Source organism: Ferrimonas sp. (genome assembly GCF_048263965.1).
Taxonomy (GTDB): Bacteria; Pseudomonadota; Gammaproteobacteria; order Enterobacterales; family Shewanellaceae; genus Ferrimonas.
Window position 1 is genome coordinate 351,082 of sequence record NZ_JBLXDO010000001.1, and the last position, 21,709, is coordinate 372,790.

Sequence of the window (21,709 nt, forward strand, 5' to 3'; positions counted from 1 at the left end):
TGTCTGAAATTAGGGAATGACGTTCTAAGTGGATACTCAACACAACCTGATCGAGGTTGAGGGGCTGACCTTCAGTCGCGGCAGTCGCCGCATCTTCAAAGGGCTGGACCTGGTGATCCCCAAGGGGAAGGTCACGGCCATCATGGGCCCCAGCGGCATTGGTAAAACCACTCTGCTTAAATTGATTGGCGGCCAGCTGCAGCCGGATTCCGGACGGGTGCTGTTCGACGGTGAAGACCTGCATCAAGCCGGTCGCCAGGATCTGTTTAAGATGCGCCGCCGCATGAGCATGCTGTTCCAGTCCGGAGCCCTGTTCACCGACATGTCGGTGTATGACAATATCGCTTTCCCTCTGCGCGAGCACACTCAGCTGAGTGAATCATTGATTCGCAAACTGGTGCTGATGAAGCTCGAGGCGGTTGGGCTGCGCGGGGCAGCCGGCCTGATGCCGTCGGAGCTTTCCGGCGGCATGCAGCGTCGTGCCGCCCTGGCCAGGGCCATCGCCCTGGAGCCGGAACTGGTGATGTACGATGAGCCTTTCGCCGGTCAGGACCCCATCTCCATGGCGGTGCTGGTGAAGCTGATCAAGGAGCTGGGCCAGTCTCTGGAACTGACCTCCGTCGTGGTGAGCCACGACGTACAGGAGGTGCTTTCCATCGCCGATTACGCCTATGTGATTGCCGATGGTCAGGTGATAGGTGCAGGTGACAGCCAGAGCCTGTTGTCCAACGAATCCCCTCAGTTGAACCAGTTCCTCAAGGGACTGGCGGACGGTCCCGTGGCCTTCCATTATCCGGCTCGGGACTATCAACAGGAGCTGATGCACAAATGATTCTCGAATCCGTTGCCCGGCTCGGCGCTGCGGGGCTGGATAAGATCAGCTCTCTGGGCCGGGCAGGTATGATGCTGTGGGGTGCCCTGGTGCACCGCCCTCAGCCAGCCAAGATGTGGCCGCTGCTGGCGCGCCAAATCTACAACGTGGGGGTACTCTCCATGTTGATCATCCTGGTGTCCGGCCTATTCATCGGTATGGTGCTGGGCCTCCAGGGCTACACCATCCTGGTGGACTTTGGCACCGAGGACAGCCTGGGCCCCATGGTGGCCCTGTCCCTGCTGCGTGAGCTGGGCCCGGTGGTGACTGCCCTGTTGTTCGCCGGCCGTGCCGGCTCCGCCCTGACCGCCGAAATCGGCCTGATGAAGGCGACCGAGCAGCTGGCCAGCCTGGAGATGATGGCGGTGGATCCCCTGCGCCGGGTGATTGCGCCTCGATTCTGGGCCGGGGTGATCTCCATGCCTCTGTTGGCACTGATGTTTGTAGCCGTGGGTATCTGGGGTGGACACTTGGTGGGCGTGGAGTGGAAGGGGATCGACGACGGCGCCTTCTGGTCCATCCTGCAAGCCTCGGTGGAGTGGCGCCAGGATATTGTGAATTGTCTGATTAAATCTGTCGCCTTTGCAGTGGTCGTAACCTGGATTGCCACCTACAAGGGCTACAATGCCGTCCCCACGGCCGAAGGATTGGGAAGAGCCACCACGGACACCGTAGTGCACGCCTCCCTGGCCGTATTGGGACTGGATTTTCTGCTGACCGCATTGATGTTTGGAAACTAGCATGACGAATAGAAAACTGGAGTTGGCCGTAGGTGCATTCCTGGCGGCTGGATTGATCGCCTTCCTGGTGCTGGTGTTCAAGGTAGCGGACATCGATCCCCGGTCTCACACCAACGTGTATTACCTGACCGCCAAGTTCGACAACATTGGCAGCCTGAAGGAGCGCTCGCCAGTGAAGGTGGGCGGCGTGGTCGTGGGCCGGGTGGCCAAGATCGATCTGGATCCTGATCTGCTGATCCCCGAGGTGACCCTGGCCATCGAGACCCGATTCAATCAGTTCTCGGACAACAGCAGCGCCTCGATTCTGACCTCCGGCCTGCTGGGTGAGCAGTACATCGGCCTCACCCCTGGATTCATCGATGATGAGTCGGAAATTCTGGAGGATGGTGGGCGTCTGGAGGACACCCGCAGCGCCATGGTTCTGGAGGAACTGATTGGCCAATTCCTGTATAGCGCCGGTAAAGAGTAACGGAGGAGCCGATGATCAAACGGATTCTACAACTGGGCCTGGTTCTGCTTGTGGCGGCCGTGATGCCGGCCAAGGCCACCAGCTACACCAACCCCTATGTGATGATGCAAGAGGTGGCGGATAAGGCGTTTGGCCGTCTCGCCCAGGAGCGCGGCGAACTGGAGCAGGACCCTGCTAAGGTGCGCGCCCTGATCGATGAGGAGCTGCTGCCCTACATCGACTACAAATACGCTGCCTATAAGGTGATGGGCCAGCAAGCCCGCAGCGCCACCAAGGAGCAGCGTCTGGCGTTTACCGAACAGTTCAAAGAGTACATGCTGGCGACCTTCGCCAACGCCTTTAATAAGTACAATGATCAGACCCTGGAGTTTGCCCCTGAGCAACCCTATGGGGATGCCAAGATCGTTGCCATCAACGTGAAATTGATCGAAGAACGTCGTGAACCGGTGGATCTTCAGTTCAAGGCTCGCAAGAACAAGAAGGGCCATTGGAAAGTCTTTGATCTGGTTGCGGAAGGCATCAGCCTGCTGGCGTCTCAACAGGCTGAACTGGGCGGATTGATTCGCCAGAACGGCATCGAATCTGTCACTGCACAGTTGGCGGAGCGCAATCGACAGGGTATTGTTGCCACCACAGGACAGAGCCAATGAGCGCAACCGCCACCATCCAGGACACCCGCCTATGCCTTAACGGCCGGCTGGATCTGGACTCAGTGCCCTACTTTTCCAAGCCGGGGCATAACCCCCTGACTGACGCCGTTACCGAGCTGGACTTGAGTGGCCTGAGCCACTGCGACAGCGCCGGGGTGGCCTTGCTGTTGCAGTGGGTTTCCGAGGCCCAGGGGCAGGGACGGAGCCTCAGTCTGGTGGCGGTACCGGCTAAGGTAAAAGCGCTCTTCGAGCTCTACGATATCGAATTCTTAACACTCGCCTGAGGGCGAGAGGGAGAGGGAAATGCAGAACAGTGAAGTGGCCGATCTGTTGAAGGGCACCATGGACCTGGACGAGGTTATCGTGACCTCAGAAGGTACCCATTACAAGGTGATTGCCGTGGGCGACGTCTTTGACGGAATGAGCAAGGTGAAGCGCCAGCAGGCCGTGTATGGCCCGCTGATGGAGAGGATCACCGACGGCACCCTGCACGCCTTGACCATCAAGGCACTCACGCCAGCGGAGTGGCAACGCGAAAAGATGTTCAACCTCTGAGTGTGATTGATTCAGCGTGGATAAACTGCAAATTCGGGCAGCCGGCCCCTTAGCCGGCGAAGTCACCATCTCTGGTGCAAAAAACGCCGCTCTCCCCATTCTGATGGCCACGGTGCTGGCGGATGATGAGATGCGTATCGGCAATGTTCCCGCTCTGAGAGACGTGAACACCAGTGCACAACTGCTGCGTCAACTCGGTGCAGAGGTCAGTGAACTGAAAGAGGGCGTGATTGCGATCCGCCCTCAGACCATAGATCAGTATGTGGCGCCTTATGACCTGGTGAAGACCATGCGCGCCTCCATCATGATTCTCGGTCCGTTGCTGGCCAAGTTTGGTCGCGCCGATGTCTCTCTGCCCGGTGGCTGCGCCATCGGCGCCCGCCCGGTGAACCTGCACATTCACGGCCTGCAGTTGATGGGTGCCGATGTGGTGGTGGAAGAGGGCTACATCAAGGCTCGGGTCGATGGTCGCCTCAAAGGTGCCACCATCCTGATGGACATGGTTTCCGTGACCGGTACCGAGAACCTGATGATGGCCGCGGCTCTGGCCGACGGTGTCACCGTCATTGAGAACGCCGCCCGGGAGCCCGAGGTGGTGGACCTGGCAAACTGCCTGAACGCCATGGGCGCGGACGTGCGCGGTGCCGGTACCGATACCCTGGAGATTCACGGTGTGGAGCGCCTGTCCGGCATCCATTACGACGTGATGCCCGACCGCATCGAAACCGGGACCTACCTGGTGGCCGCCGCCGCAACCGGTGGCCGCATCGTGTGTCGTCGTGCGGCTCCGGACACCATGGACGCCGTCCTGCTGAAGCTGGAGGAGGCCGGGGCCTCCATCGAGCGCGGCGACGACTGGATCGCCCTGGACATGCTGGGCAACAAGCCCAAGGCGGTGGACCTGAAAACGGCGCCGCACCCTGCGTTCCCCACGGACATGCAGGCCCAGTTCTGCGCCATGAACGTGGTGGCAGAGGGCGTGAGCAAGGTGACCGAGACCATCTTCGAGAACCGCTTTATGCACATCCCCGAACTGCAGCGCATGGGCGCCAGCGTCGATCTGGAGGGCAACACCGCCCTGATCAAGGGGGGCGCGCGCCTGACCGGTGCCCAGGTGATGGCCACCGATCTGCGTGCATCAGCCTGCCTGGTGATTGCCGGCCTGGTGGCGGAAGGCACCACCATAGTGGATCGCATCTACCACCTGGATCGCGGCTACGAGCAGATCGAAGCCAAGATGGCGGGTCTGGGTGCCGACGTGGTGCGTCTGATCTAGGCCCCCTGTTGGAGTATGAATAAAGCCGGCGATTGCGCCGGCTTTTTTGTGGGCCTTACAACCGGCAGCTGCTGAGCGCAAAGTTGTAATCGTTTCCGTTGTAGTTGTCCGTCAGCATCAGGTCGATCACCTCCCCCTCCCTTAGGGCGAGGGGCAGCGTGAAGCTGGGCTGCTGGTGAAAGAACTCATCGTAGAGGGTGAACACCAACTGCCCTTGTTCCACCGTGGTGCGGATATGGGTGTGTTCCTCATCGAAGATGTTGATGTAATCGATGTCGGCAGTCCCATCCTCCTGAACCAGTACCTGAATGACCCCATCCACCGGTGTGCCTTCAATTGGGTTGATTGTATAGGTCCCCACATACTTGTATTGGGCCCCCGCCTCCTCTTCCACGGCTTTTTCTGCCTGAAACTTGCCACCTCTGCGAACGTCGGGCCAGATCCAGGTGCCGCTGATGGTTGAGTAGTCGGAGATGGTTCCGAGGAAGCCCGCATCACTGCCAGCGCCGGTGATCCCCATGGAGATGGGCTCGTCGGGATTGCTCAGGAAGATGGGAGCCGTTGCCTCGATGCCGAACAGGGGCTCATACGGCTGACTGCTGTGCAGTGAACCCCTGACAGTGAGAGAGGCCGGGTCAACAGCTGCTGCAAATACCCCGGAGTCATCTCCTGAGTATTCGCCGACATAGAGGCCGGCGTATCCGCACCTCAGGGTGTTGTCCAGATGAACCAGTGCCTGATCTGTAGAGGGCAGAGTGACCGTGGTGGTGTTGCCCAAAGCATCCTCAAAACTCAGTTGCGATAGCAGTGACGCGATATTGTCCTCGTCCAGGGGCATCTGAGAGGCATCGATCTGTTGCTCCAACTGAAAGCGCAGCGCTTCACTGATCTGGATGCCGTTGCCCGGCAGCTGATCAGAATCCAATGCCATCAACAGGCGCACCAGATTAGTGATCTCGTCGTCACCGTAACTGTACTGCGTCATCAGCTCTAAGGGGGTGGTCAAAGGGGCGCCCTGAGCCTGACCCAAAGCCAAGGTTCCTATGTTGAACGTCACTTGCTCGCCGCGTCGGTATTGATAGTCGCCGTTCGGACCGGTCACGCCGCTTAAGCTGCCGGTGTGATAGCTGACACCACTGAGTGCGGAGTCCTTAAGATAGCCGGTCAATGGCTCCGTCTGGGGCGAGGAATTCTCTGAACCTCCTCCACAGGCGGCCAACAGCACCACCAGACTGGAAAGCGTCAATCTTTTGAATTCTGTCATTTTTATGTCTCTGATTTATATGGTCATTTCATGCATTTCGTTTGGATTAAATGCTTTGGTGAGTGGAAAAAATGTGAAGAAGATGCCGGATAACTCTTTCTTTCTGAACCGATGTTGAAAACATTGGGTTGGGTCAAACGGGAGAGGCTCTGCGCTGTGACCCTTCACGGATCTGGAACCCTTCCGGCTCAGGAACCAAGGGTCAATCAGGGTGAGGTCCGGATACGGCTCATGCCGCTCATGGCCTGTGGTAAGCTGGCTGCCATGAAACTGACCCATGAGCAATGTGAACAGGCTCGTCTGGCCCGGGACAGCCGCTTTGACGGCCGCTTCTTTACCGCGGTTAAGAGTACCGGCATCTACTGCCGTCCGGTGTGTCCTGCCCCTGCCCCCAAGCCTGAAAACGTAGAGTACTTCGACAACGCCGCTTCCGCGGCGGCGGCAGGGTACCGCCCCTGTCTGCGCTGTCGTCCCGAAAGTGCCCCGCTGAGCCCGGCGTGGCGGGGCAGCGAAACCACGGTGGAGCGAGCCCTTGGACTGATTCACGCCGGCGAACTCGATGGGCCCCTGGGGCCCTTTGCAGAGCGCCTGGGGGTCAGCGACCGTCACCTGCGTCGCCTGTTTCAGCGCCATCTCGGGGTGTCGCCGCTGAACTATGCGTTGAACCACAGGCTGCTGTTCGCCAAGCAGTTGCTGGCCGAGAGCCAGCTGCCGGTGATGGACGTTGCCCTGGCGTGTGGATTCCAATCCCGCAGACGATTCAATGATGCCTTTGCTCGTCAGTTCCGGCTGACGCCGAGCCAGGTTCGCCGAGGTGAGGCGGGACAGCCTCAGGGATGCTGCCTGACGCTGAACTACCGCCCACCATTGGACTGGGTCGGATTGATCCGTTTTCTGTCTGGCCGGGCCCTGTCCGGTGTCGAGGCGATCGATGGGGAGGTGTACCGGCGTACGTTCCGCTGGCAGCAAGGCAGTGGCTGGTTTGAAGTGGCGCCCATTGCCGGCAAGGAGGCGTTGGCGCTGACCCTGCACTGTGATCAGCCCAGGGCGATACGCCCGGTGGTGCAGCGCATCCGGCAGATGTTTGACCTGGACCTGGACCCCATGCAACTGAGCCGCCATCTGTCCCAGGACCCCATGCTCGGTGCGAGATATCAGCCGGACAAGGTGGTGCGCCTGCCGGGGATCTGGAGCGAATTTGAAGCTCTGGTGCGGGCCATCGTGGGTCAGCAGATCAGCGTCAAGGGCGCGCGGACCATACTGACCCGGCTGTGTGAGCGCTTCGGTTCGCCCTGCGAGGGGCCGCAGCTGGGCCGGCTGTTTCCACAACCGGTACAGCTGGCCGGAGCGGACCTGTCGGGGCTGGGGCTGACGCAGACCCGGGCAGCCTGGATCTGCGACATCGCCAGGCGTTACAGCGAAGGGTTCACTGCCGGCCAGGGGGATCTGGCCAGCCGGGTCGCCCGATTGAAAACCCTGAAAGGGGTGGGAGACTGGACCGCCCACTACGTATGCATGCGGGCGTTTGGGGAGAGCGATGCGTTCGTGGCATCGGATCTGGGCCTGTACCACGCGCTGGGGCTGGAGAAGGGCACGCCGAAGCAGACCCTGGCACTGGCGGAGGGGTGGCGTCCCTGGCGGGCCTACGGCGTGATGGCCATGTGGCACTCACTAGGAGAGCGATGATGAAATACGATATCTGGGACAGCCCCTGGGGAGAGATCCTGGCGGCGGTCACCGACAAGGGGTTGGCGTTGCTGGCGTTTCAGCAGGGGGCCCAGCCGGTCACGCCCGAGCCTCATTGGCAAAGGGACGCCTCTGCCCTGGCACAGGTACGACTGCAGTGCCGGCAATATGCGGCGGGGGAGCGGCAAGCGTTTGAGCTGCCTCTGGATATGCCGGGAACCGAGTTTCAGCGTCAGGTGTGGCAGGCGCTGACCACCATTCCCAGTGGCGAGACCCGCAGCTATGGTGAGATTGCCAGGCAGATCGGTCGGCCCAAGGCGGTGCGGGCGGTGGGGGCGGCCAATGGTCGCAACCCGGTGGCTCTGGTGGTGCCCTGTCACCGGGTCATTGGTGCCAGTGGCAACCTGACCGGTTATGCCGGCGGTCTGGCGATCAAGCAGGCGTTGCTCAGTCACGAACAGCGCGCAGATTAAAAAAGGGCTCGAGTGAGCCCTTTTTCGCTGAGTTATCTTTCCGGTCCCTGATAGGGGGGCTTTTCGCCAATGGTCACCGGCAGTTGCAGCTTCTTGCCCTCCCTTAGCAGGGTCAGGTTCACCTCGGTGCCCGGCGGGGTCTCGGCGATGTCATCCATCATGGCATTCACCCCGTGCAGAGGCTGGCCGTTGAGTTCGATCACCACGTCCCATTTGGCCAGGCCGCCACGGGAGGCCGGGCCGCCCGGATCGATGCCGGTCAGCACCACGCCCTGGCGATCCGTCAGCCCCAGGGACTGACTGCTGTTGAAGTCCAGATCCTGGGCGGCCACGCCTAGGTGTCCCCGAATCACCCGGCCATCCTGAATCAGCTTCTGCATGATGTTGTGGGCCAGCTGCAGCGGAATGGCGAAGTTGATCCCCAGGCCACTCTCACCGCGGACGTTGTAGTTGGCGGTGTTAACCCCAACCAGATAGCCATCGGCGTCCACCAGGGCGCCTCCGGAGTTGCCCTGGTTGATGGCGGCGTCGGTCTGAATGAAGTCCTGATACTGGGAGCTCAGGCCGGTGCGACCTCGGGCGCTGACGATCCCCTGGGTGATGGTCTGCCCCAGATTGTAGGGGTTACCAATGGCCAGTACGGCGTCGCCCACCTCCGTGGTGCGCTGCAGATCGTAGGGGATGGTTGGCAGGCTCTGGCCCTGGGTATCCAGGTAGAGCACGGCCAGGTCGGTCCAGGGATCGGCCCCAATCATCACCGCCGAGCCCCAGCGACCATCCTGCAGTGCCACGTAGATCAGGTCGGCCCGGCTCACCACATGGTAGTTGGTCAGCACATAGCCGTCGTCGCGCATGATGATGCCGGATCCCAGGCCGGCGCCGGTCGACTGGCTCGGCATCTGGGCATTCTGCGTGCGGGTGTAAATGTTCACCACCGCCGGCGAGGCCCGTTTCACCGCATGGGAGAAGCTGTTGCGACTGACCTGGCTGGTGGGCCAGTTGAACTCAGGCAGTTGCTGACGCAGGTTGGGGATAAGAAGAACGATGGCTGTCGCCAACACCAAGCCGGCCAAGATGGGTTTAGCGATGTAGATGAGTAGCCGTGCCATAGTGCTCAGGGTCCGATGTAAAACAACAGGATATCATATCCGCCCGGAGAGAAAAAAAACGCCGCGGACGGGCCGCGGCGTTTTCTCGATTTCACTGTCAGCGAATGATCAGGTACATGTTAGCGTCATCCCGGCGAATGTTCAGGGCCAGGGCGCCTTCATAATCCTCCAGCAGGCCGCGCAACTCCTTGAGGCTCTGTACCCGCTCCCGGTTCACACCCAGGATGATGTCGCCCTTGCGCAGACCCTGGCGGGCTGCGGGGGAGCGCTCCTCCAGTTCGGTGATCGCCACTCCCTGGATGCCGTCCTGACTGTAGGTGGAGAGCTTGGCGCCCTCGAGGGCGGGGTGCACCACACTGGCCTTCACGTTTTCGCCTTCCGCTTCGCTGAGGGTGACATTGAAATTCTCCTCGTCGCCGTCGCGGATGACACCGATCTTCACCTTGGACCCGGCGCCCATGGTTGCCACCTTGGCGCGCAGTTCGGCAAAGGTGCGGATCTTGCGGCCATTGACGGAGACGATGATGTCGCCCGCTTTCAGGCCGGCCTTGTCGGCGGCAGAGTCGGGCACCACCTGGCTGACGAAGGCGCCGTGCTGGGACTCCAGGCCAAACAGCTTGGCGGTTTCGTTGTCCAGCTCACGACCCAGGACACCCAGAACACCGCGGCGAACCTCGCCAAACTCGATGATCTGCTCTGCCAGCCCCTTCACCATGTCCGAGGGGATGGCGAAGCCGATGCCGACGTTACCGCCGCTGGGGGCCAGGATGGCGGTGTTGATGCCGATCAGCTCACCGTTGAGGTTTACCAGGGCACCGCCAGAGTTACCGCTGTTGATGGCGGCGTCGGTCTGGATGAAGTTCTCCAGGCTTTCGATGTTGAGGCCGCTGCGCCCCAGGGCGCTGACGATGCCGGAGGTGACGGTTTGACCCAGGCCAAAGGGGTTGCCGATGGCCACGGCGAAGTCGCCCACTCGCAGTTCCTCGGACTTGGCCAGCTTCACTTCGGTGAGGTCATCGGCCTCCACCTGCAGCAGGGCCACGTCGCTGCTCTGATCGGAACCGATCAGCTTGGCTTCGAACTCCCGGCCATCGGCCAGGCTGATGAGAATCTTGTCCGCACCATCGATAACATGGTGGTTGGTAACAATGTAGCCATCGTCCGCATCGATGATCACTCCGGAGCCCAGGCCACGGAATGGGCGCTCCTGAACCCGCTCACGGGGGGCGTTGGGACCAAAGAAGTAACGGAAGGGCTCGGGAATCTCCTGGCGGGAGACCTGGGTTCCTGACACGGAAACCGACACAACGGCGGGGCCCACCTGCTCAATCATGGGGGCCAGGCTGGGCAACTGCTGGCCGTCCACGGCCATGGGCAAAGCCGCCTGGCTAGTGGCCGGAAACAGAGAAAGACCGGCAGATAATAAAGCGGCGGTCAAAACAGCGACAGACTTTTTCATCTATAAAAACTCTCCGTATATCAGCAAATTTGTCTACTTGCTTTCGGACAGCCTGCCGCCGTTTTAGTTCCACTTGTTAACTTACTTTTTTACGGGGTGTAATGATTCCGTGAGAGCCCTGAACATAGTCATTGGGCTGGAACTCTTCATTATCGATCAGCACTGGCTCCGGCTCATGCAGGGGCAGTTGGGCGGTAGAGAGTTGCTCGTTAAACAGGTGTGACGCAGAGTCGTTCCACAGTTTATTGGCCTTATCCAGGCCCTGGCTCAGCTGCAACAGGGTGGCATGGGACTGCTCAAAGTAGTCCGCCATCTCCTGACGCTGTTGCTCCAGGTCAAACTTGGCTTGCTCAAGAGACTGCTTCAGTTGCGGTGCTTCTTCCGCACTGCCGCCGCTCTTCCAGCGAATCAGATAGCCCACCCCGGCACCGAGGATGAAGGCCAACACAATCCAAACTTCGTTCATATTTACTCCATGGCGACCCCTGCGCTCGGGTCTGAATACTTGAGGGCATTGTACTTGTTATAGAACAACTATACATCGGCTGCGCCCTCCGTGGTACCATGCGAGCCCAAAGCTTAGACCAGTTGAGAGGGCCAAGGACGTGCCGCAGACGACCCCCCTAGAGCGTTATCAGGCGGATCTGCAACGCCCAGATTTCCATGAAGATCCTGCCCAAAGGCAGGCGGTTGAACATCTCCAGTCCCTGTATGAGAAGCTGATTCAGCGGCAGCAGGCCCCCAAGCCCGGGCTGCTCTCACGGCTGTTTGGCACGGGAACGGCACCGACCCTGGTCCAGGGCCTCTACTTCTGGGGCGGGGTTGGCAGGGGCAAGACCTACCTGGTGGACACCTTCTATGAGGTGTTGCCCATCGAGCGCAAGTTACGCATCCACTTCCACCGCTTTATGCACCGGGTCCACCGGGAGCTGGACAGACTCAAGGGCCAGGCCAATCCCCTTGAGGCGGTGGCCGATGCCCTGGCCGCCGAAGCGGAGGTGATCTGTTTCGATGAATTTTTCGTGTCGGACATCACCGATGCCATGTTGCTGGCGGGTCTGCTTCGGGCCCTGTTTGAGCGGGGCGTGGTGCTGGTGGCCACCTCCAACATTCCTCCGGCGGAGCTCTATCGCAACGGCCTGCAGCGAGCCCGCTTCCTGCCCGCCATCGACCTGATTGAAACCCACTGCCGGGTGGTCAATGTGGATCATGGCATCGACTATCGCCTGAGGGCTCTGGAGCAGGCGGAGATCTTCCACCACCCCCTGGATGAGCAGGCGGACACCAACCTGCACTGCTATTTCGAGCAGTTGGCCCCCGAAGAGGGCCGGGTCGGGGGCACCATCGAGGTAGAAGGGCGCTTTATCCCGGTGCGCCGGGAAGCGGATGGGGTGTTGCTGGCGGATTTCCTCGCCCTGTGTGATGGCCCCAGAAGCCAGGTGGACTACATGGAGCTGGCCCGCTGTTACCACACCGTATTGATGAGTGGCCTGACCGCCATGGGGGCGCAGTTGACCGGGGACGACATCGCCCGCCGCTTCCTGGCTCTGGTGGATGAGTTCTATGAGCGAGGCGTCAAGCTGATCATCTCCAGTGAAGTGCCGCTGGAGCAGATCTACGCCGGTGGTGGTCTGGAGTTCGAGTTCCGCCGTTGCCTGAGTCGGCTGCAGGAGATGCAGAGTCACGACTATCTGGCTCGGCCCCACTTACCATGATTTTGGCCTGCCGACGCTGAAGCTGGGCCAAAACCACCGTTTTCCTGTAAAAAACGGGTGATTTTTGGCTCGCCTTACTCTATAATTCGCGCCCTGCCCACGTTACGAATGGTTGATTATTCAACCAGACACTCGGTTTGCGACGTGTTCGAAGGGGCACGGAAGAAACCAACATAGCGTACAGTGTCGGCCCCGACATTGTACTGATGTGTAACAGCTAATTTGGGTTATTAGTTAGATGAAAACCTTTACTGCAAAACCAGAAAGCGTTCAGCGTGACTGGTTCGTCATCGATGCCGATGGCAAAACTCTGGGTCGTCTGGCCACTGAAGTTGCTCGTCGCCTGCGCGGCAAGCACAAGCCTGAGTACACCCCTCACGTTGACACTGGTGACTACATCGTAATCATCAACGCTGAGAAAGTTACCGTTACCGGTAACAAGTCTCAGAACAAGATGTACTACAGCCACTCTGGTTACCCTGGCGGTATCAAAGAGATCAACTTCGCTGATCTGCAGGCTCGCAAGCCTGAGATGATCATCGAGAAAGCGGTTAAGGGCATGCTGCCGAAGGGTCCTCTGGGCCGCGCCATGTTCCGTAAGCTGAAAGTGTACGCCGGCGCCGAGCACGCACACGCTGCTCAACAGCCTCAAGTACTAGACATCTAATACGGAGATTTTGGCAATGGCACAAACTCAATACTACGGCACTGGCCGCCGCAAGAGCTCTACCGCTCGCGTATTCATCAAAGCTGGCAGTGGTAACATCACTGTTAACAAGCGTACTCTGGACACCTACTTCGGTCGTGAGACTGCTCGTATGGTAGTTCGTCAGCCTCTCGAGCTGGTTGAAATGCTGGAGAAGCTGGACATCTACGTAACCGTTCAGGGCGGCGGTACCACTGGCCAAGCCGGTGCTATCCGTCACGGTATCACCCGTGCCCTGATGGAGTACGATGAGACTCTGCGTCCTGTTCTGCGTAAAGCTGGCTTCGTTACTCGTGACGCCCGTGAGGTTGAGCGTAAGAAAGTTGGTCTGCGCAAAGCACGTCGTCGTCCTCAGTTCTCCAAGCGTTAATTCGCCCGGAACTTCGGACTGGAAAACCCGCTGCCTGGCAGCGGGTTTTTTTATGCAGCTCTCAAAATGGGGCGCAATCTGCTGTTTTGTAAAGTTATCTTGAACTCATGTTTCCAAATTATTGTTATTCAGAACAATATCCCCACGGAAAGTATGATCTATCTCTAATTTTTCTATATAATGGGCGCGCGACCGAGCTTTAGCGGTACCAAAAGACCACTTTGGGGTGACTCCCTGCTCGGAAAGACTAAAAAATAAGCAGACCCTAATGGGAGATTTAGTGGATGAGCAATGCGCCTGTCGATAATGGACGTCGCAGATTCCTGACCGCTGCTACAGCCGTAGTGGGCAGTGTCGGCGCCGCTGCTGTTGCGGTTCCATTTATCAAATCATGGAACCCGAGTGCCAAGGCGAAAGCCGCCGGCGCTCCAGTAGAAGTCAACATCAGTAAATTGGAACCAGGCCAGCTTCTGCGTGTCGAGTGGCGCGGCAAGCCGGTATGGATCGTACGTCGTACCCCGGAGGTACTGGATGGCTTGACCAAGCTGGCTGACCAGCTGCGTGACCCGGAGTCTGTTGAGCCTCAACAGCCCGAGTATGCTCAGAACGCCTTCCGCTCCATCAAAGATGAGTACTTTGTGGCCGTAGGCCTGTGTACCCACCTCGGGTGCTCCCCAACCTATCAACCTGACACCTTTGGCCAACAGGTCGAAGGCGTTGCTTCCGGATTCTTCTGTCCCTGCCACGGCTCCAAGTTCGATATGGCCGGTCGGGTGTTCCAGGGCGTACCTGCCCCGCTGAACCTGGTGATTCCGCCTCACACCTATGTGGATGAGAACACCATTCTGGTCGGTATTGAGAAGGGGACGGCCTGATTATGAAAAAGATCATTGACTGGATCGACGAGCGGATCCCGATGACGGCCACCTACAACAAGCATGTTGGCCAGTATCCCGCTCCTAAGAACTTCAACTTCTGGTACTACTTCGGCTCCCTGGCGATGCTGGTACTGGTAAACCAGCTGCTCACCGGTGTGTGGCTGACCATGAACTACGTGCCCACCGCAGAAGGCGCCTTCGCCTCTGTGGAGTACATCATGCGTGATGTGGAGTACGGTTGGCTGCTGCGTTACATGCACTCCACCGGCGCTTCCGCTTTCTTCGTGGTGGTGTACCTGCACATGTTCCGCGGCATGATGTACGGCTCCTATCAGAAGCCTCGTGAGCTGCTGTGGATCTTCGGCATGCTGATCTTCCTGATCCTGATGGCCGAAGCCTTTATGGGCTACCTGCTGCCCTGGGGTCAGATGTCCTACTGGGGTGCCCAGGTGATCATCTCCCTGTTCGGTGCCATTCCGGTGATTGGTGATGACCTGACCCTGTGGATCCGTGGTGACTACGTGGTGTCCGGTGCCACCCTGAACCGCTTCTTCGCCCTGCATGTGATTGCCCTGCCTCTGGTGCTGGTGGTGCTGGTGTTCCTGCACATCATCGCCCTGCACGAAGTGGGTTCCAACAACCCTGACGGCATCGAAGTGAAGAAGAACAAGGGCCCTGACGGTTGGCCTGTGGATGCAATTCCCTTCCACCCTTACTACACCGTGAAGGACATCATGGGCGTAGCGGGCTTCCTGATTCTGTTCTGCTACGTGCTGTTCTTTATGCCTGAGGGTGGTGGTTACTTCCTGGAGCGTCCTAACTTCGAGGCGGCCAACCCGCTGAAGACCCCTGAGCACATCGCTCCGGTCTGGTACTTCACCCCCTTCTACGCCATCCTGCGCGCCATTCCAGACAAACTGCTGGGTGTGGTCGGCATGGGTGCGGCCATCGGCGTACTCTTCGTGCTGCCCTGGCTGGATCGCTGCAAGGTGAAGTCCATCCGCTACCGTAGCGGTCTGCACAAGCTGAACCTGGCCCAATTCGTGGTGTGTTTCATCATCCTGGGTTACCTGGGCGCAGTACAGGCAACTCCTGCCCTGACCCTGCTGGCCCGAGTCTGTACCCTGGGCTACTTCGGCTTCTTCGTGCTGCTGTTTGTCTACAGCAAGAACGAAAAGTGCAAACCGGTTCCAGAGAGGGTGACAGGCTAATGAAAAAGGTATTCGCAGTATTGATCGCTTGCCTGCCGGCCCTGGCTTACGCCGCCGGCGGCAGCAATGAACACGTGGTCAGCGCCAACATCGACCTGACTGACAAGGACTCTCTCAAGCGTGGTGCCCAGGCGTTTATGGATAACTGCAGTGGCTGTCACAGCCTGCAGTACCAGCGCTATCAGCGCATCGCCGACGATCTGGAGATGACCGCAGATGAGGTCAGCGCCCTGATTCACACCGATGCCAAGGTGGGTGAGCAGATCACTTCTGCCCTGAGCGGTGATGACGGTGCCCAATGGTTTGGCGCGGCGCCACCGGATCTGACTCTGGAAGCCCGTCTGAGAAGTCCTGACTGGATCTACTCCTATCTGAAGACCTTCTATGTGGATGAGAGCCGTCCATTCGGTGTCAACAACCTGGTGTTCCCTGCCGTGGGCATGCCCCATGTTCTGGAGGGGCTGCAAGGCACTCCGGTTCTGCAGGAGGATGGCACCATTGTGGCCACCGGCGGTACTCTGACCGCCGAGGAGTACGATCAGTATGTCCGTGACATCACCAACTTCCTGGCGTACACCGGTGAACCGGTCAAGCTGGAGCGTGAACGTCTGGGCAAATGGGTACTGGGTTTCCTGTTTATCTTCTTCATCGTGGCCTACCTGCTGAAGAAGGAATACTGGCGTGATGTACACTAAACGCCAATAAGGTTACAATCTACCTCTTGCGCAGTTGGGGGCGGTCTCGCCCCCAACTGTTTTACCGTTTCTGAAAGAGTTTGGAGGATTCGATGGCTGTTGCTGCCAATAAGCGCTCTGTAATGGCACTGTTTTCCGGTGCTAGTGATCTGTACAGCCACCAAGTGCGCATCGTGTTGGCTGAGAAGGGCGTGGGTGTCGAGGTGATTCAGGTTGACCCCAACCATCTGCCGGATGAGCTGGTGGAGTTGAACCCCTACAACAGCGTACCGACCCTGCTGGACCGCGAGCTTGTTCTGTATAACTCCCGCATCATCATGGAGTACCTGGACGAGCGATTCCCTCATCCACCGCTTATGCCGGTATACCCAGTATCCCGTGGCCAGAGCCGTCTGATGATGTACCGCATCCAGAAAGATTGGTATGCCCTGGCCGAGCGCATCATGCGTGGAGACCGCGCGGAAGCGGCCCGCAAAGAGCTGACTGAAAGCATCCTGGGACTGGCGCCCGTGTTTGCCGAGACTCCCTACTTCATGAGTGAGGAGTTCACCCTGGTCGATTGTTACCTGGCGGCCCTGTTCTGGCGTCTGCCTCAGCTGGGTATCGAAGTGAGCGGTCGCGGCAGCAACGAGGTCAAAGCCTACATGACCCGCGTATTTGAGCGTGAGTCCTTCAAGGCTTCCCTGACTGAAGCCGAGCGTGAGCTGCGCATCGGTGTCTGAGCTGAGCCCTCAACGCCCCTACCTGCTGCGGGCGATGTATGACTGGCTGGTGGACAACGGTCTGACCCCCCACCTGGCGGTCAATGCGGATCTGCCCGGTGTGGTCGTTCCTCGTCAGTATGTGAAGGAAGGCCAGATCGTGCTGAACGTGGCGCCTCACTCTGTGGGGAATCTTCAGCTGGGCATCGATGAGGTTCGGTTCAATGCCCGCTTTGGTGGACAGCCCCAGGCCCTGGTCCTGCCCCTGTACGCCATCGAGGCGATCTACGCCCGCGAGAACGGAGCTGGCACCCTGTTCCCGCCGGAAGAGGCGTACGAGCAGGTGCTCGAGGGCGATGATGCGCCCCTGCCGGAACCGTCGGCCACAGAGGCTGAACCCAAGCCGGAGGCTCCGCAGAAGGGGCGCCCCAGCTTACGAGTGATCAAATAAAGACGAAACGCGGCCATGGCCGCGTTTTTTATTGTCCTTTTCATGGAAAGTTCCATGAACTTTGTTCGGGAATCCGGAGCAAAGGTTCGGGATAACTCCGTGCTTCAAGCTGAACGAATTGTAACCGATCCCTTTGGTGTGATCTGGATCGCAAAATTGCCTTTATGGACTAAAGTTTTCCAGCAAGAGACGAGCCTTGTGTTCTCGCCCGTCAGCACAAGAGAAATGCTCAATATCCCAGTTGCTTACCCTTATCTTTCATCAATTCCACGTTCGACATTCTGTTTAACCTCCTTCTAAAGTTTGGTTAAACAAGGTCATAAATCACTCAGAAATGGTCCTCTTTTCAAGTCAACTTGGTGAATTTGAGTGGTTTGTCCAGAAAGTGGTCGATCAGTATTCTGTTCCCCAGTTATTTCGGTGCATCCCCGGTTGGGGACACCAGTTCAACACTCAATTATCAGACAGCAGATAAAGGCAACTCCCTTTGTGGGAGGCGCAAAGTCACCGGTCTTACCATCAGTGGCAAGACAGCGGGACTACCTCATGTCTGGCATCGGTCTTCCTTCCCGGGTTGAAGTCCCTGCCTGCGCACGCCTCTTATCTGCCGACAGTTGGAGAAATCAGACTTGAATCGGCAACAAGAACAGATTAACAACGGCATCGTACCGTTGAAGAGCTTGTTTGGGGCAGCACTTCTTACTTTTACCCTGAGCGCCTGTGGCGGTTCAGGAGGGGACAGCAGCAATCCGGACCCGGATCCGGAGCCGCCGCCGGTGATTCCTGACCCAGATCCTGAGCCGGACCCGGATCCAGACCCAGAGCCGGACCCGGACCCCGAGCCGGACCCGGATCCTGAGCCGGACCCGGACCCGGATCCTGAGCCGGACCCGGATCCCGAGCCGGACCCGGATCCCGAGCCAGACCCGGATCCGGAGCCAGAGCCGGATCCCGAGGTGGCGCCTGTACTGCAGGGCGATGCGGTCTACTTTGATGGCCAGGGTGCCTATGGCGAGATTGCCGACTGGCGTGCCGATGGTGAATTCCGGCTGGTGGCCTGGCTGGATGACGTGAACAGCGATCCTGCGGCCAGCACCGTACTGGTGTCGGCGGATGACGGAGACTACCTCTCCTTCAGCCACAACAGCGTCGAAGGCCGATGGAACGGCAACACCGTGTTGCTCACCGGCCCGTTCGAGTTCAATCGTACCCGCTATGTGGAGATCACCGTGGACAACGGTAAGCTCAGCGCGTCCGATGGCGAGAGTCAGGCCAGCATCAGCGATGGCGCAGTGGATGCCGATGCGGCGACCTACCGCTGGATCTATCGCCTGAATGACAGCTACTCCAGTGGCGGACTGCAGGCTCTGGCGCTGGTCGATCTGGACAATGCGGAGAAGACCCGGACCCTGACCTTCGAGCAGGGGCAGGGTGTGGTGGCCTCAGGTGACGGTGCCGAGGGCACCCATCTGTTGCACGGGCTGGACAGCGGCGACTGGCAGGCGATCACCTCCAACGTGTCGGCACCGGTGCCCCATGTGGCCAGTCAGGCGGACTGGGATGCTCAGTTCGACAAGAGCTATCCAAATCAGCGTCCGCTTATCGGAACCACCAATGGCAACGACGAGAAGAAGTTTGCCTGGCAGGGTCACTACTGGATGCGCGCCTATGTGCGTATGGCCGAGACCTATGGTGACACCAAGTATCTGGACTATGCGGTGGAGTTGGCTGATCACATGTTCAACTACACCGATGAGAAGCGGGTTGAACGTGGTGAGCTCAATATCCACAACGAGCCCTATGAAGGACTGGCACCCAAGCTGTACCTGAATACTCCGGGTCTGCCGGTACCTGGCTGGCGTCGTCCCTATAACGGTGCCTGGAGAAATGAGGCGTTGACCGACGGTATGATCCTCAACAGCATCCTGCGACTGGTGGATCACATCAAGAGTGAGAACCTCACCCAGTACATGGAGCGGGCGGATTACTACATAGGCCGGGCCGAGCGAATCGTGCGCGCGCACGACAGCTCGTTCAGCACCACCAAAAACGGTGCCATTCAGGGGTCCTACTTCTATGTGAACTACAAGAATGAAGACTATGGCGACGGTGGCCTGTTCTCCAACCCACTGCCGTTCAATCACGACATGACCCTGGGTACGGCGATGATCTACCTGGACAAGTGGGGTCAAGCCAACAGCGACCTGGGCCAGAAGGCCAGGGAGATCCTCGGTTTCTATATGGACAATCTGAGGATGGAGAGCGACAACCTGTGTAACTGGGACTACCAGTTCCTGGCCAACGGTGGCGGCAAGATGGAGGACTTCAACCATGCCCACCTGGATGTTGGCTTCATGGTTGTGGCCCGCCAGGAGGGGCTGCTGGACAACGACGAACCTCTGCAGTGCATGGCCAATGCCCTGGTCGAGCGCGTGTTCCTGGCGCCCGCCATGGCCAGTTTCGGCGTGGATGGCACCGGCGTCAGTTCCACCTGGGATCAGATGGCCATAGGCTACGACTGGATTGAGCTTCAGGGGTGGGATCCTCGGGTGGGCCTGGTGGCCGACCACATCCTGCGCCACTACGGGGACCTGAGCTGGTATCGCGCCTATCTGGGGGCTGCCAACTCCCTCTACTGGCAAGCTCAGGCGCAGTAACGGGCGATGACCATCGGCCAACCTCCTGCGTGAACCGGAATCGACCGGATAATCGCTCAGGGGGGACTCCCTCGGGAGTCGTCAGGCCAGCCGGCACAGCGCCGCCATATATCACGGGGTCCCTTGTCGGGCCCCGTGACTCATTTCTCCCAAGTGGGATTTATCCATCAATCCCACTTGCGATTAATTCCCGGATAACTCTCTAAAAACTAAGCGTAAAGCCCCGAAAATACAGGCTTTAGCGCCCATCAGGCTTCCTTGACAATACTCGCTTTGTGTCCATAAACTTGGTAGCTTGTGGGAAAAAGTGGTTATTTGTGGGAAAACCTTGTCCGACTGAAATTTAACAGGGATGGAGTAGCCAGTGTTCAGAGGCGCCAGCAGCATCGCACTTGATGCCAAGGGCCGGATCGCCATACCAAAGCGATACCGGCCGTTGTTGTGCGCGGAAGACGCCGGTCCCCTGGTGGTTACCGTAGACATTCATTCCCCCTGCCTGCTGCTTTACCCTCTCCAAGCCTGGAGTGAGGTGGAGCAGAAACTGGCGCGCCTGTCGGACACCCAGCCCAGTGAGCGGGCCGTAAAGCGGCTGCTGCTCGGTTATGCCAGCGATGTGGAGATAGACCGCATGGGAAGGGTACTGATACCGCCTCCCCTGCGTCAATTCGCCTCCCTGGAGAAGCAACTGATGCTGGTGGGTCAACTGAATAAGTTTGAGATCTGGTCGGAAGAGAACTGGCAGAACCAGATCCAAGCCTCCCATGCCGCAGTGGAAGCGGAAGCCTTTATCGATAATCAACGTTTACAGGAATTTGCCCTCTGATGGCGGAAACTTTTAGTCATGTCACCGTGCTGCTCAAAGAGGCGGTGGATGGATTGAACATCAAACCGGACGGCATCTATGTCGACGGAACCTTCGGCCGTGGTGGCCACAGCAGGGAGATCTTGTCCCGCCTTGGGCCTGATGGTCGCCTGTACGGCATCGACCGTGACCCTCAGGCGGTGGCGGTGGCTCAGGAGCTGGAGCAGGCTGATCCCAGGTTCAGCATCATTCATGGCCCCTTCTCCGGCTTGGCGGACTACCTGAAAGAGCGCGGACTGGAGGGCAAGGTGGATGGCGTCCTGCTGGACCTGGGCGTTTCCTCACCTCAGCTGGATGACGCCGAGCGCGGCTTCAGTTTCCTGCGCGATGGTCCTCTGGATATGCGCATGGACAACAGCCAGGGGGAGACCGCGGCTCAGTGGTTGGAGCGGGCGGATGCCAAGGACATCGCCTGGGTAATTCGTACCTTCGGTGAGGACAAGTACGCCGGCCCCATCTCCCGTGCCATCAAGGCGCATCTGGAGGAGGGCAAGCCCCTGACCCGTACCCGGGATCTGGCTGGGTTGATCGAGTCCATTACTCCCAAGCACAAGCTGGAGAAGGGCAAGCATCCGGCGACCCGGACCTTCCAGGCCATTCGCATCTACATCAACAGCGAGCTCGAGGAGATTGAGCGTGCCCTGGCCGGTTCCCTGCTGGCGTTGGCGCCCCAGGGGCGGCTGTCGGTGATCAGCTTCCACTCCCTGGAAGATCGCATGGTGAAGCGCTTCATGCGTCGCCAGAGCCAGGGTGAGCCCCTGCCTCCCGGACTGCCGCTGACCGAGGACCAGATCAATCAGACTCGCACCATGAAGACTGTGGGCAAGGCCCTCAAGCCAAGCGATCTGGAAGTGGATGACAACACCCGTTCCCGCAGCTCGGTTCTGCGGGTGGCGGAGAGGCTGGGCTGA

At 59.1% G+C, this 21,709-nt stretch carries 24 protein-coding genes and 1 riboswitch; of the genes, 20 read left to right on the forward strand and 4 right to left on the reverse strand.

What is annotated here, in order from left to right:
* Positions 1-28 precede the first annotated feature (28 nt).
* Genes ACN0RV_RS01650 through murA form a run of 7 tightly spaced genes read left to right on the forward strand, consistent with a single transcriptional unit; the run spans position 29 to position 4,561 of the window.
* Complete coding sequence (locus ACN0RV_RS01650; protein ID WP_417344974.1) at positions 29-832, forward strand: ATP-binding cassette domain-containing protein; 804 nt, start codon at positions 29-31, stop codon at positions 830-832.
* Entirely contained in the window at positions 829-1,611 is a 783-nt protein-coding gene (mlaE, locus tag ACN0RV_RS01655) for a lipid asymmetry maintenance ABC transporter permease subunit MlaE (protein WP_417344976.1), read from the forward strand. The genes ACN0RV_RS01650 and mlaE overlap by 4 nt, the downstream gene beginning before the upstream one ends.
* 1 nt (position 1,612) lies before the next feature.
* Positions 1,613-2,080, forward strand: coding sequence for an outer membrane lipid asymmetry maintenance protein MlaD (gene mlaD, locus ACN0RV_RS01660; protein WP_417344978.1), 468 nt, complete (start codon positions 1,613-1,615; stop codon positions 2,078-2,080).
* An 11-nt stretch (positions 2,081-2,091) separates the two neighbouring features.
* On the forward strand, positions 2,092-2,730 hold the full coding sequence (locus ACN0RV_RS01665; protein ID WP_417344980.1) for an MlaC/ttg2D family ABC transporter substrate-binding protein: 639 nt from the start codon (positions 2,092-2,094) through the stop codon (positions 2,728-2,730).
* The gene (locus ACN0RV_RS01670; protein WP_417344982.1) at positions 2,727-3,014 is read left to right on the forward strand and encodes an STAS domain-containing protein; all 288 of its coding nucleotides are present in this window, start codon (positions 2,727-2,729) and stop codon (positions 3,012-3,014) included. Before ACN0RV_RS01665 ends, ACN0RV_RS01670 begins: the two co-directional genes overlap by 4 nt.
* A gap of 19 nt (positions 3,015-3,033) precedes the next feature.
* A complete protein-coding gene (locus ACN0RV_RS01675) occupies positions 3,034-3,285 on the forward strand; it encodes a BolA family protein (protein ID WP_417344984.1) in 252 nt (83 codons plus the stop codon).
* A gap of 16 nt (positions 3,286-3,301) precedes the next feature.
* On the forward strand, positions 3,302-4,561 hold the full coding sequence (gene murA / locus ACN0RV_RS01680) for a UDP-N-acetylglucosamine 1-carboxyvinyltransferase (RefSeq protein WP_417344986.1): 1,260 nt from the start codon (positions 3,302-3,304) through the stop codon (positions 4,559-4,561).
* 55 nt (positions 4,562-4,616) lie between these two features.
* On the opposite strand, the gene ACN0RV_RS01685 is transcribed toward murA, so the two are convergent.
* Positions 4,617-5,825: a hypothetical protein gene (locus ACN0RV_RS01685; protein ID WP_417344988.1), complete on the reverse strand. Its 1,209-nt coding sequence runs from the start codon at positions 5,823-5,825 to the stop codon at positions 4,617-4,619.
* Positions 5,826-6,056: 231 nt separating this feature from the next.
* Between ACN0RV_RS01685 and ACN0RV_RS01690 the strand changes: the two genes are divergently transcribed.
* Positions 6,057-7,511, forward strand: coding sequence for a DNA-3-methyladenine glycosylase 2 family protein (locus tag ACN0RV_RS01690; RefSeq protein ID WP_417344990.1), 1,455 nt, complete (start codon positions 6,057-6,059; stop codon positions 7,509-7,511).
* Positions 7,511-7,984: a methylated-DNA--[protein]-cysteine S-methyltransferase gene (locus tag ACN0RV_RS01695; RefSeq protein ID WP_417344992.1), complete on the forward strand. Its 474-nt coding sequence runs from the start codon at positions 7,511-7,513 to the stop codon at positions 7,982-7,984. Before ACN0RV_RS01690 ends, ACN0RV_RS01695 begins: the two co-directional genes overlap by 1 nt.
* A gap of 32 nt (positions 7,985-8,016) precedes the next feature.
* Here ACN0RV_RS01695 and degS read toward each other — a convergent pair whose 3' ends face one another.
* The 3 genes from degS to ACN0RV_RS01710 all read right to left on the reverse strand — a co-directional run bounded on the left by degS (position 8,017) and on the right by ACN0RV_RS01710 (position 11,018).
* Complete coding sequence (degS, locus tag ACN0RV_RS01700; protein WP_417344994.1) at positions 8,017-9,093, reverse strand: outer membrane-stress sensor serine endopeptidase DegS; 1,077 nt, start codon at positions 9,091-9,093, stop codon at positions 8,017-8,019.
* A gap of 97 nt (positions 9,094-9,190) precedes the next feature.
* A complete protein-coding gene (locus tag ACN0RV_RS01705) occupies positions 9,191-10,552 on the reverse strand; it encodes a Do family serine endopeptidase (protein WP_417344995.1) in 1,362 nt (453 codons plus the stop codon).
* Positions 10,553-10,628: 76 nt separating this feature from the next.
* Positions 10,629-11,018 carry a YhcB family protein gene (locus ACN0RV_RS01710; RefSeq protein WP_417344997.1) on the reverse strand — a complete coding sequence of 130 codons (390 nt, stop codon included), beginning with the start codon at positions 11,016-11,018 and terminating at the stop codon, positions 10,629-10,631.
* Between the two features lie 139 nt (positions 11,019-11,157).
* Here ACN0RV_RS01710 and zapE point away from each other — a divergent pair, with 139 nt between their 5' ends.
* The 11 genes from zapE (at position 11,158) to rsmH (ending at position 21,709) form a co-directional block, all read left to right on the forward strand.
* Positions 11,158-12,267, forward strand: a complete 1,110-nt coding sequence (zapE, locus tag ACN0RV_RS01715; RefSeq protein ID WP_417344999.1) for a cell division protein ZapE — start codon at positions 11,158-11,160, stop codon at positions 12,265-12,267.
* Positions 12,268-12,505: 238 nt separating this feature from the next.
* Positions 12,506-12,934, forward strand: a complete 429-nt coding sequence (gene rplM / locus ACN0RV_RS01720) for a 50S ribosomal protein L13 (protein ID WP_417345001.1) — start codon at positions 12,506-12,508, stop codon at positions 12,932-12,934.
* 16 nt (positions 12,935-12,950) lie between these two features.
* A complete protein-coding gene (rpsI, locus tag ACN0RV_RS01725; protein WP_028107756.1) occupies positions 12,951-13,343 on the forward strand; it encodes a 30S ribosomal protein S9 in 393 nt (130 codons plus the stop codon).
* A gap of 284 nt (positions 13,344-13,627) precedes the next feature.
* Positions 13,628-14,218 carry a ubiquinol-cytochrome c reductase iron-sulfur subunit gene (gene petA, locus ACN0RV_RS01730; protein WP_286340593.1) on the forward strand — a complete coding sequence of 197 codons (591 nt, stop codon included), beginning with the start codon at positions 13,628-13,630 and terminating at the stop codon, positions 14,216-14,218.
* Between the two features lie 2 nt (positions 14,219-14,220).
* The gene (locus ACN0RV_RS01735) at positions 14,221-15,432 is read left to right on the forward strand and encodes a cytochrome b (protein WP_417345003.1); all 1,212 of its coding nucleotides are present in this window, start codon (positions 14,221-14,223) and stop codon (positions 15,430-15,432) included.
* The gene (locus ACN0RV_RS01740; RefSeq protein ID WP_417345005.1) at positions 15,432-16,127 is read left to right on the forward strand and encodes a cytochrome c1; all 696 of its coding nucleotides are present in this window, start codon (positions 15,432-15,434) and stop codon (positions 16,125-16,127) included. Before ACN0RV_RS01735 ends, ACN0RV_RS01740 begins: the two co-directional genes overlap by 1 nt.
* A 92-nt stretch (positions 16,128-16,219) precedes the next feature.
* Positions 16,220-16,849, forward strand: a complete 630-nt coding sequence (gene sspA / locus ACN0RV_RS01745; RefSeq protein WP_286340591.1) for a stringent starvation protein SspA — start codon at positions 16,220-16,222, stop codon at positions 16,847-16,849.
* Positions 16,842-17,279 carry a ClpXP protease specificity-enhancing factor gene (locus tag ACN0RV_RS01750; protein ID WP_417345007.1) on the forward strand — a complete coding sequence of 146 codons (438 nt, stop codon included), beginning with the start codon at positions 16,842-16,844 and terminating at the stop codon, positions 17,277-17,279. The genes sspA and ACN0RV_RS01750 overlap by 8 nt, the downstream gene beginning before the upstream one ends.
* Positions 17,280-17,745: 466 nt before the next feature.
* A riboswitch (cyclic di-GMP riboswitch) is annotated at positions 17,746-17,826 on the forward strand.
* Between the two features lie 82 nt (positions 17,827-17,908).
* Positions 17,909-19,936 (forward strand): hypothetical protein, encoded by a 2,028-nt coding sequence (locus tag ACN0RV_RS01755; protein ID WP_417345009.1) that lies wholly within the window; start codon positions 17,909-17,911, stop codon positions 19,934-19,936.
* 364 nt (positions 19,937-20,300) lie between these two features.
* On the forward strand, positions 20,301-20,759 hold the full coding sequence (gene mraZ, locus ACN0RV_RS01760) for a division/cell wall cluster transcriptional repressor MraZ (RefSeq protein ID WP_417345011.1): 459 nt from the start codon (positions 20,301-20,303) through the stop codon (positions 20,757-20,759).
* The gene (rsmH, locus tag ACN0RV_RS01765; protein ID WP_417345013.1) at positions 20,759-21,709 is read left to right on the forward strand and encodes a 16S rRNA (cytosine(1402)-N(4))-methyltransferase RsmH; all 951 of its coding nucleotides are present in this window, start codon (positions 20,759-20,761) and stop codon (positions 21,707-21,709) included. The genes mraZ and rsmH overlap by 1 nt, the downstream gene beginning before the upstream one ends.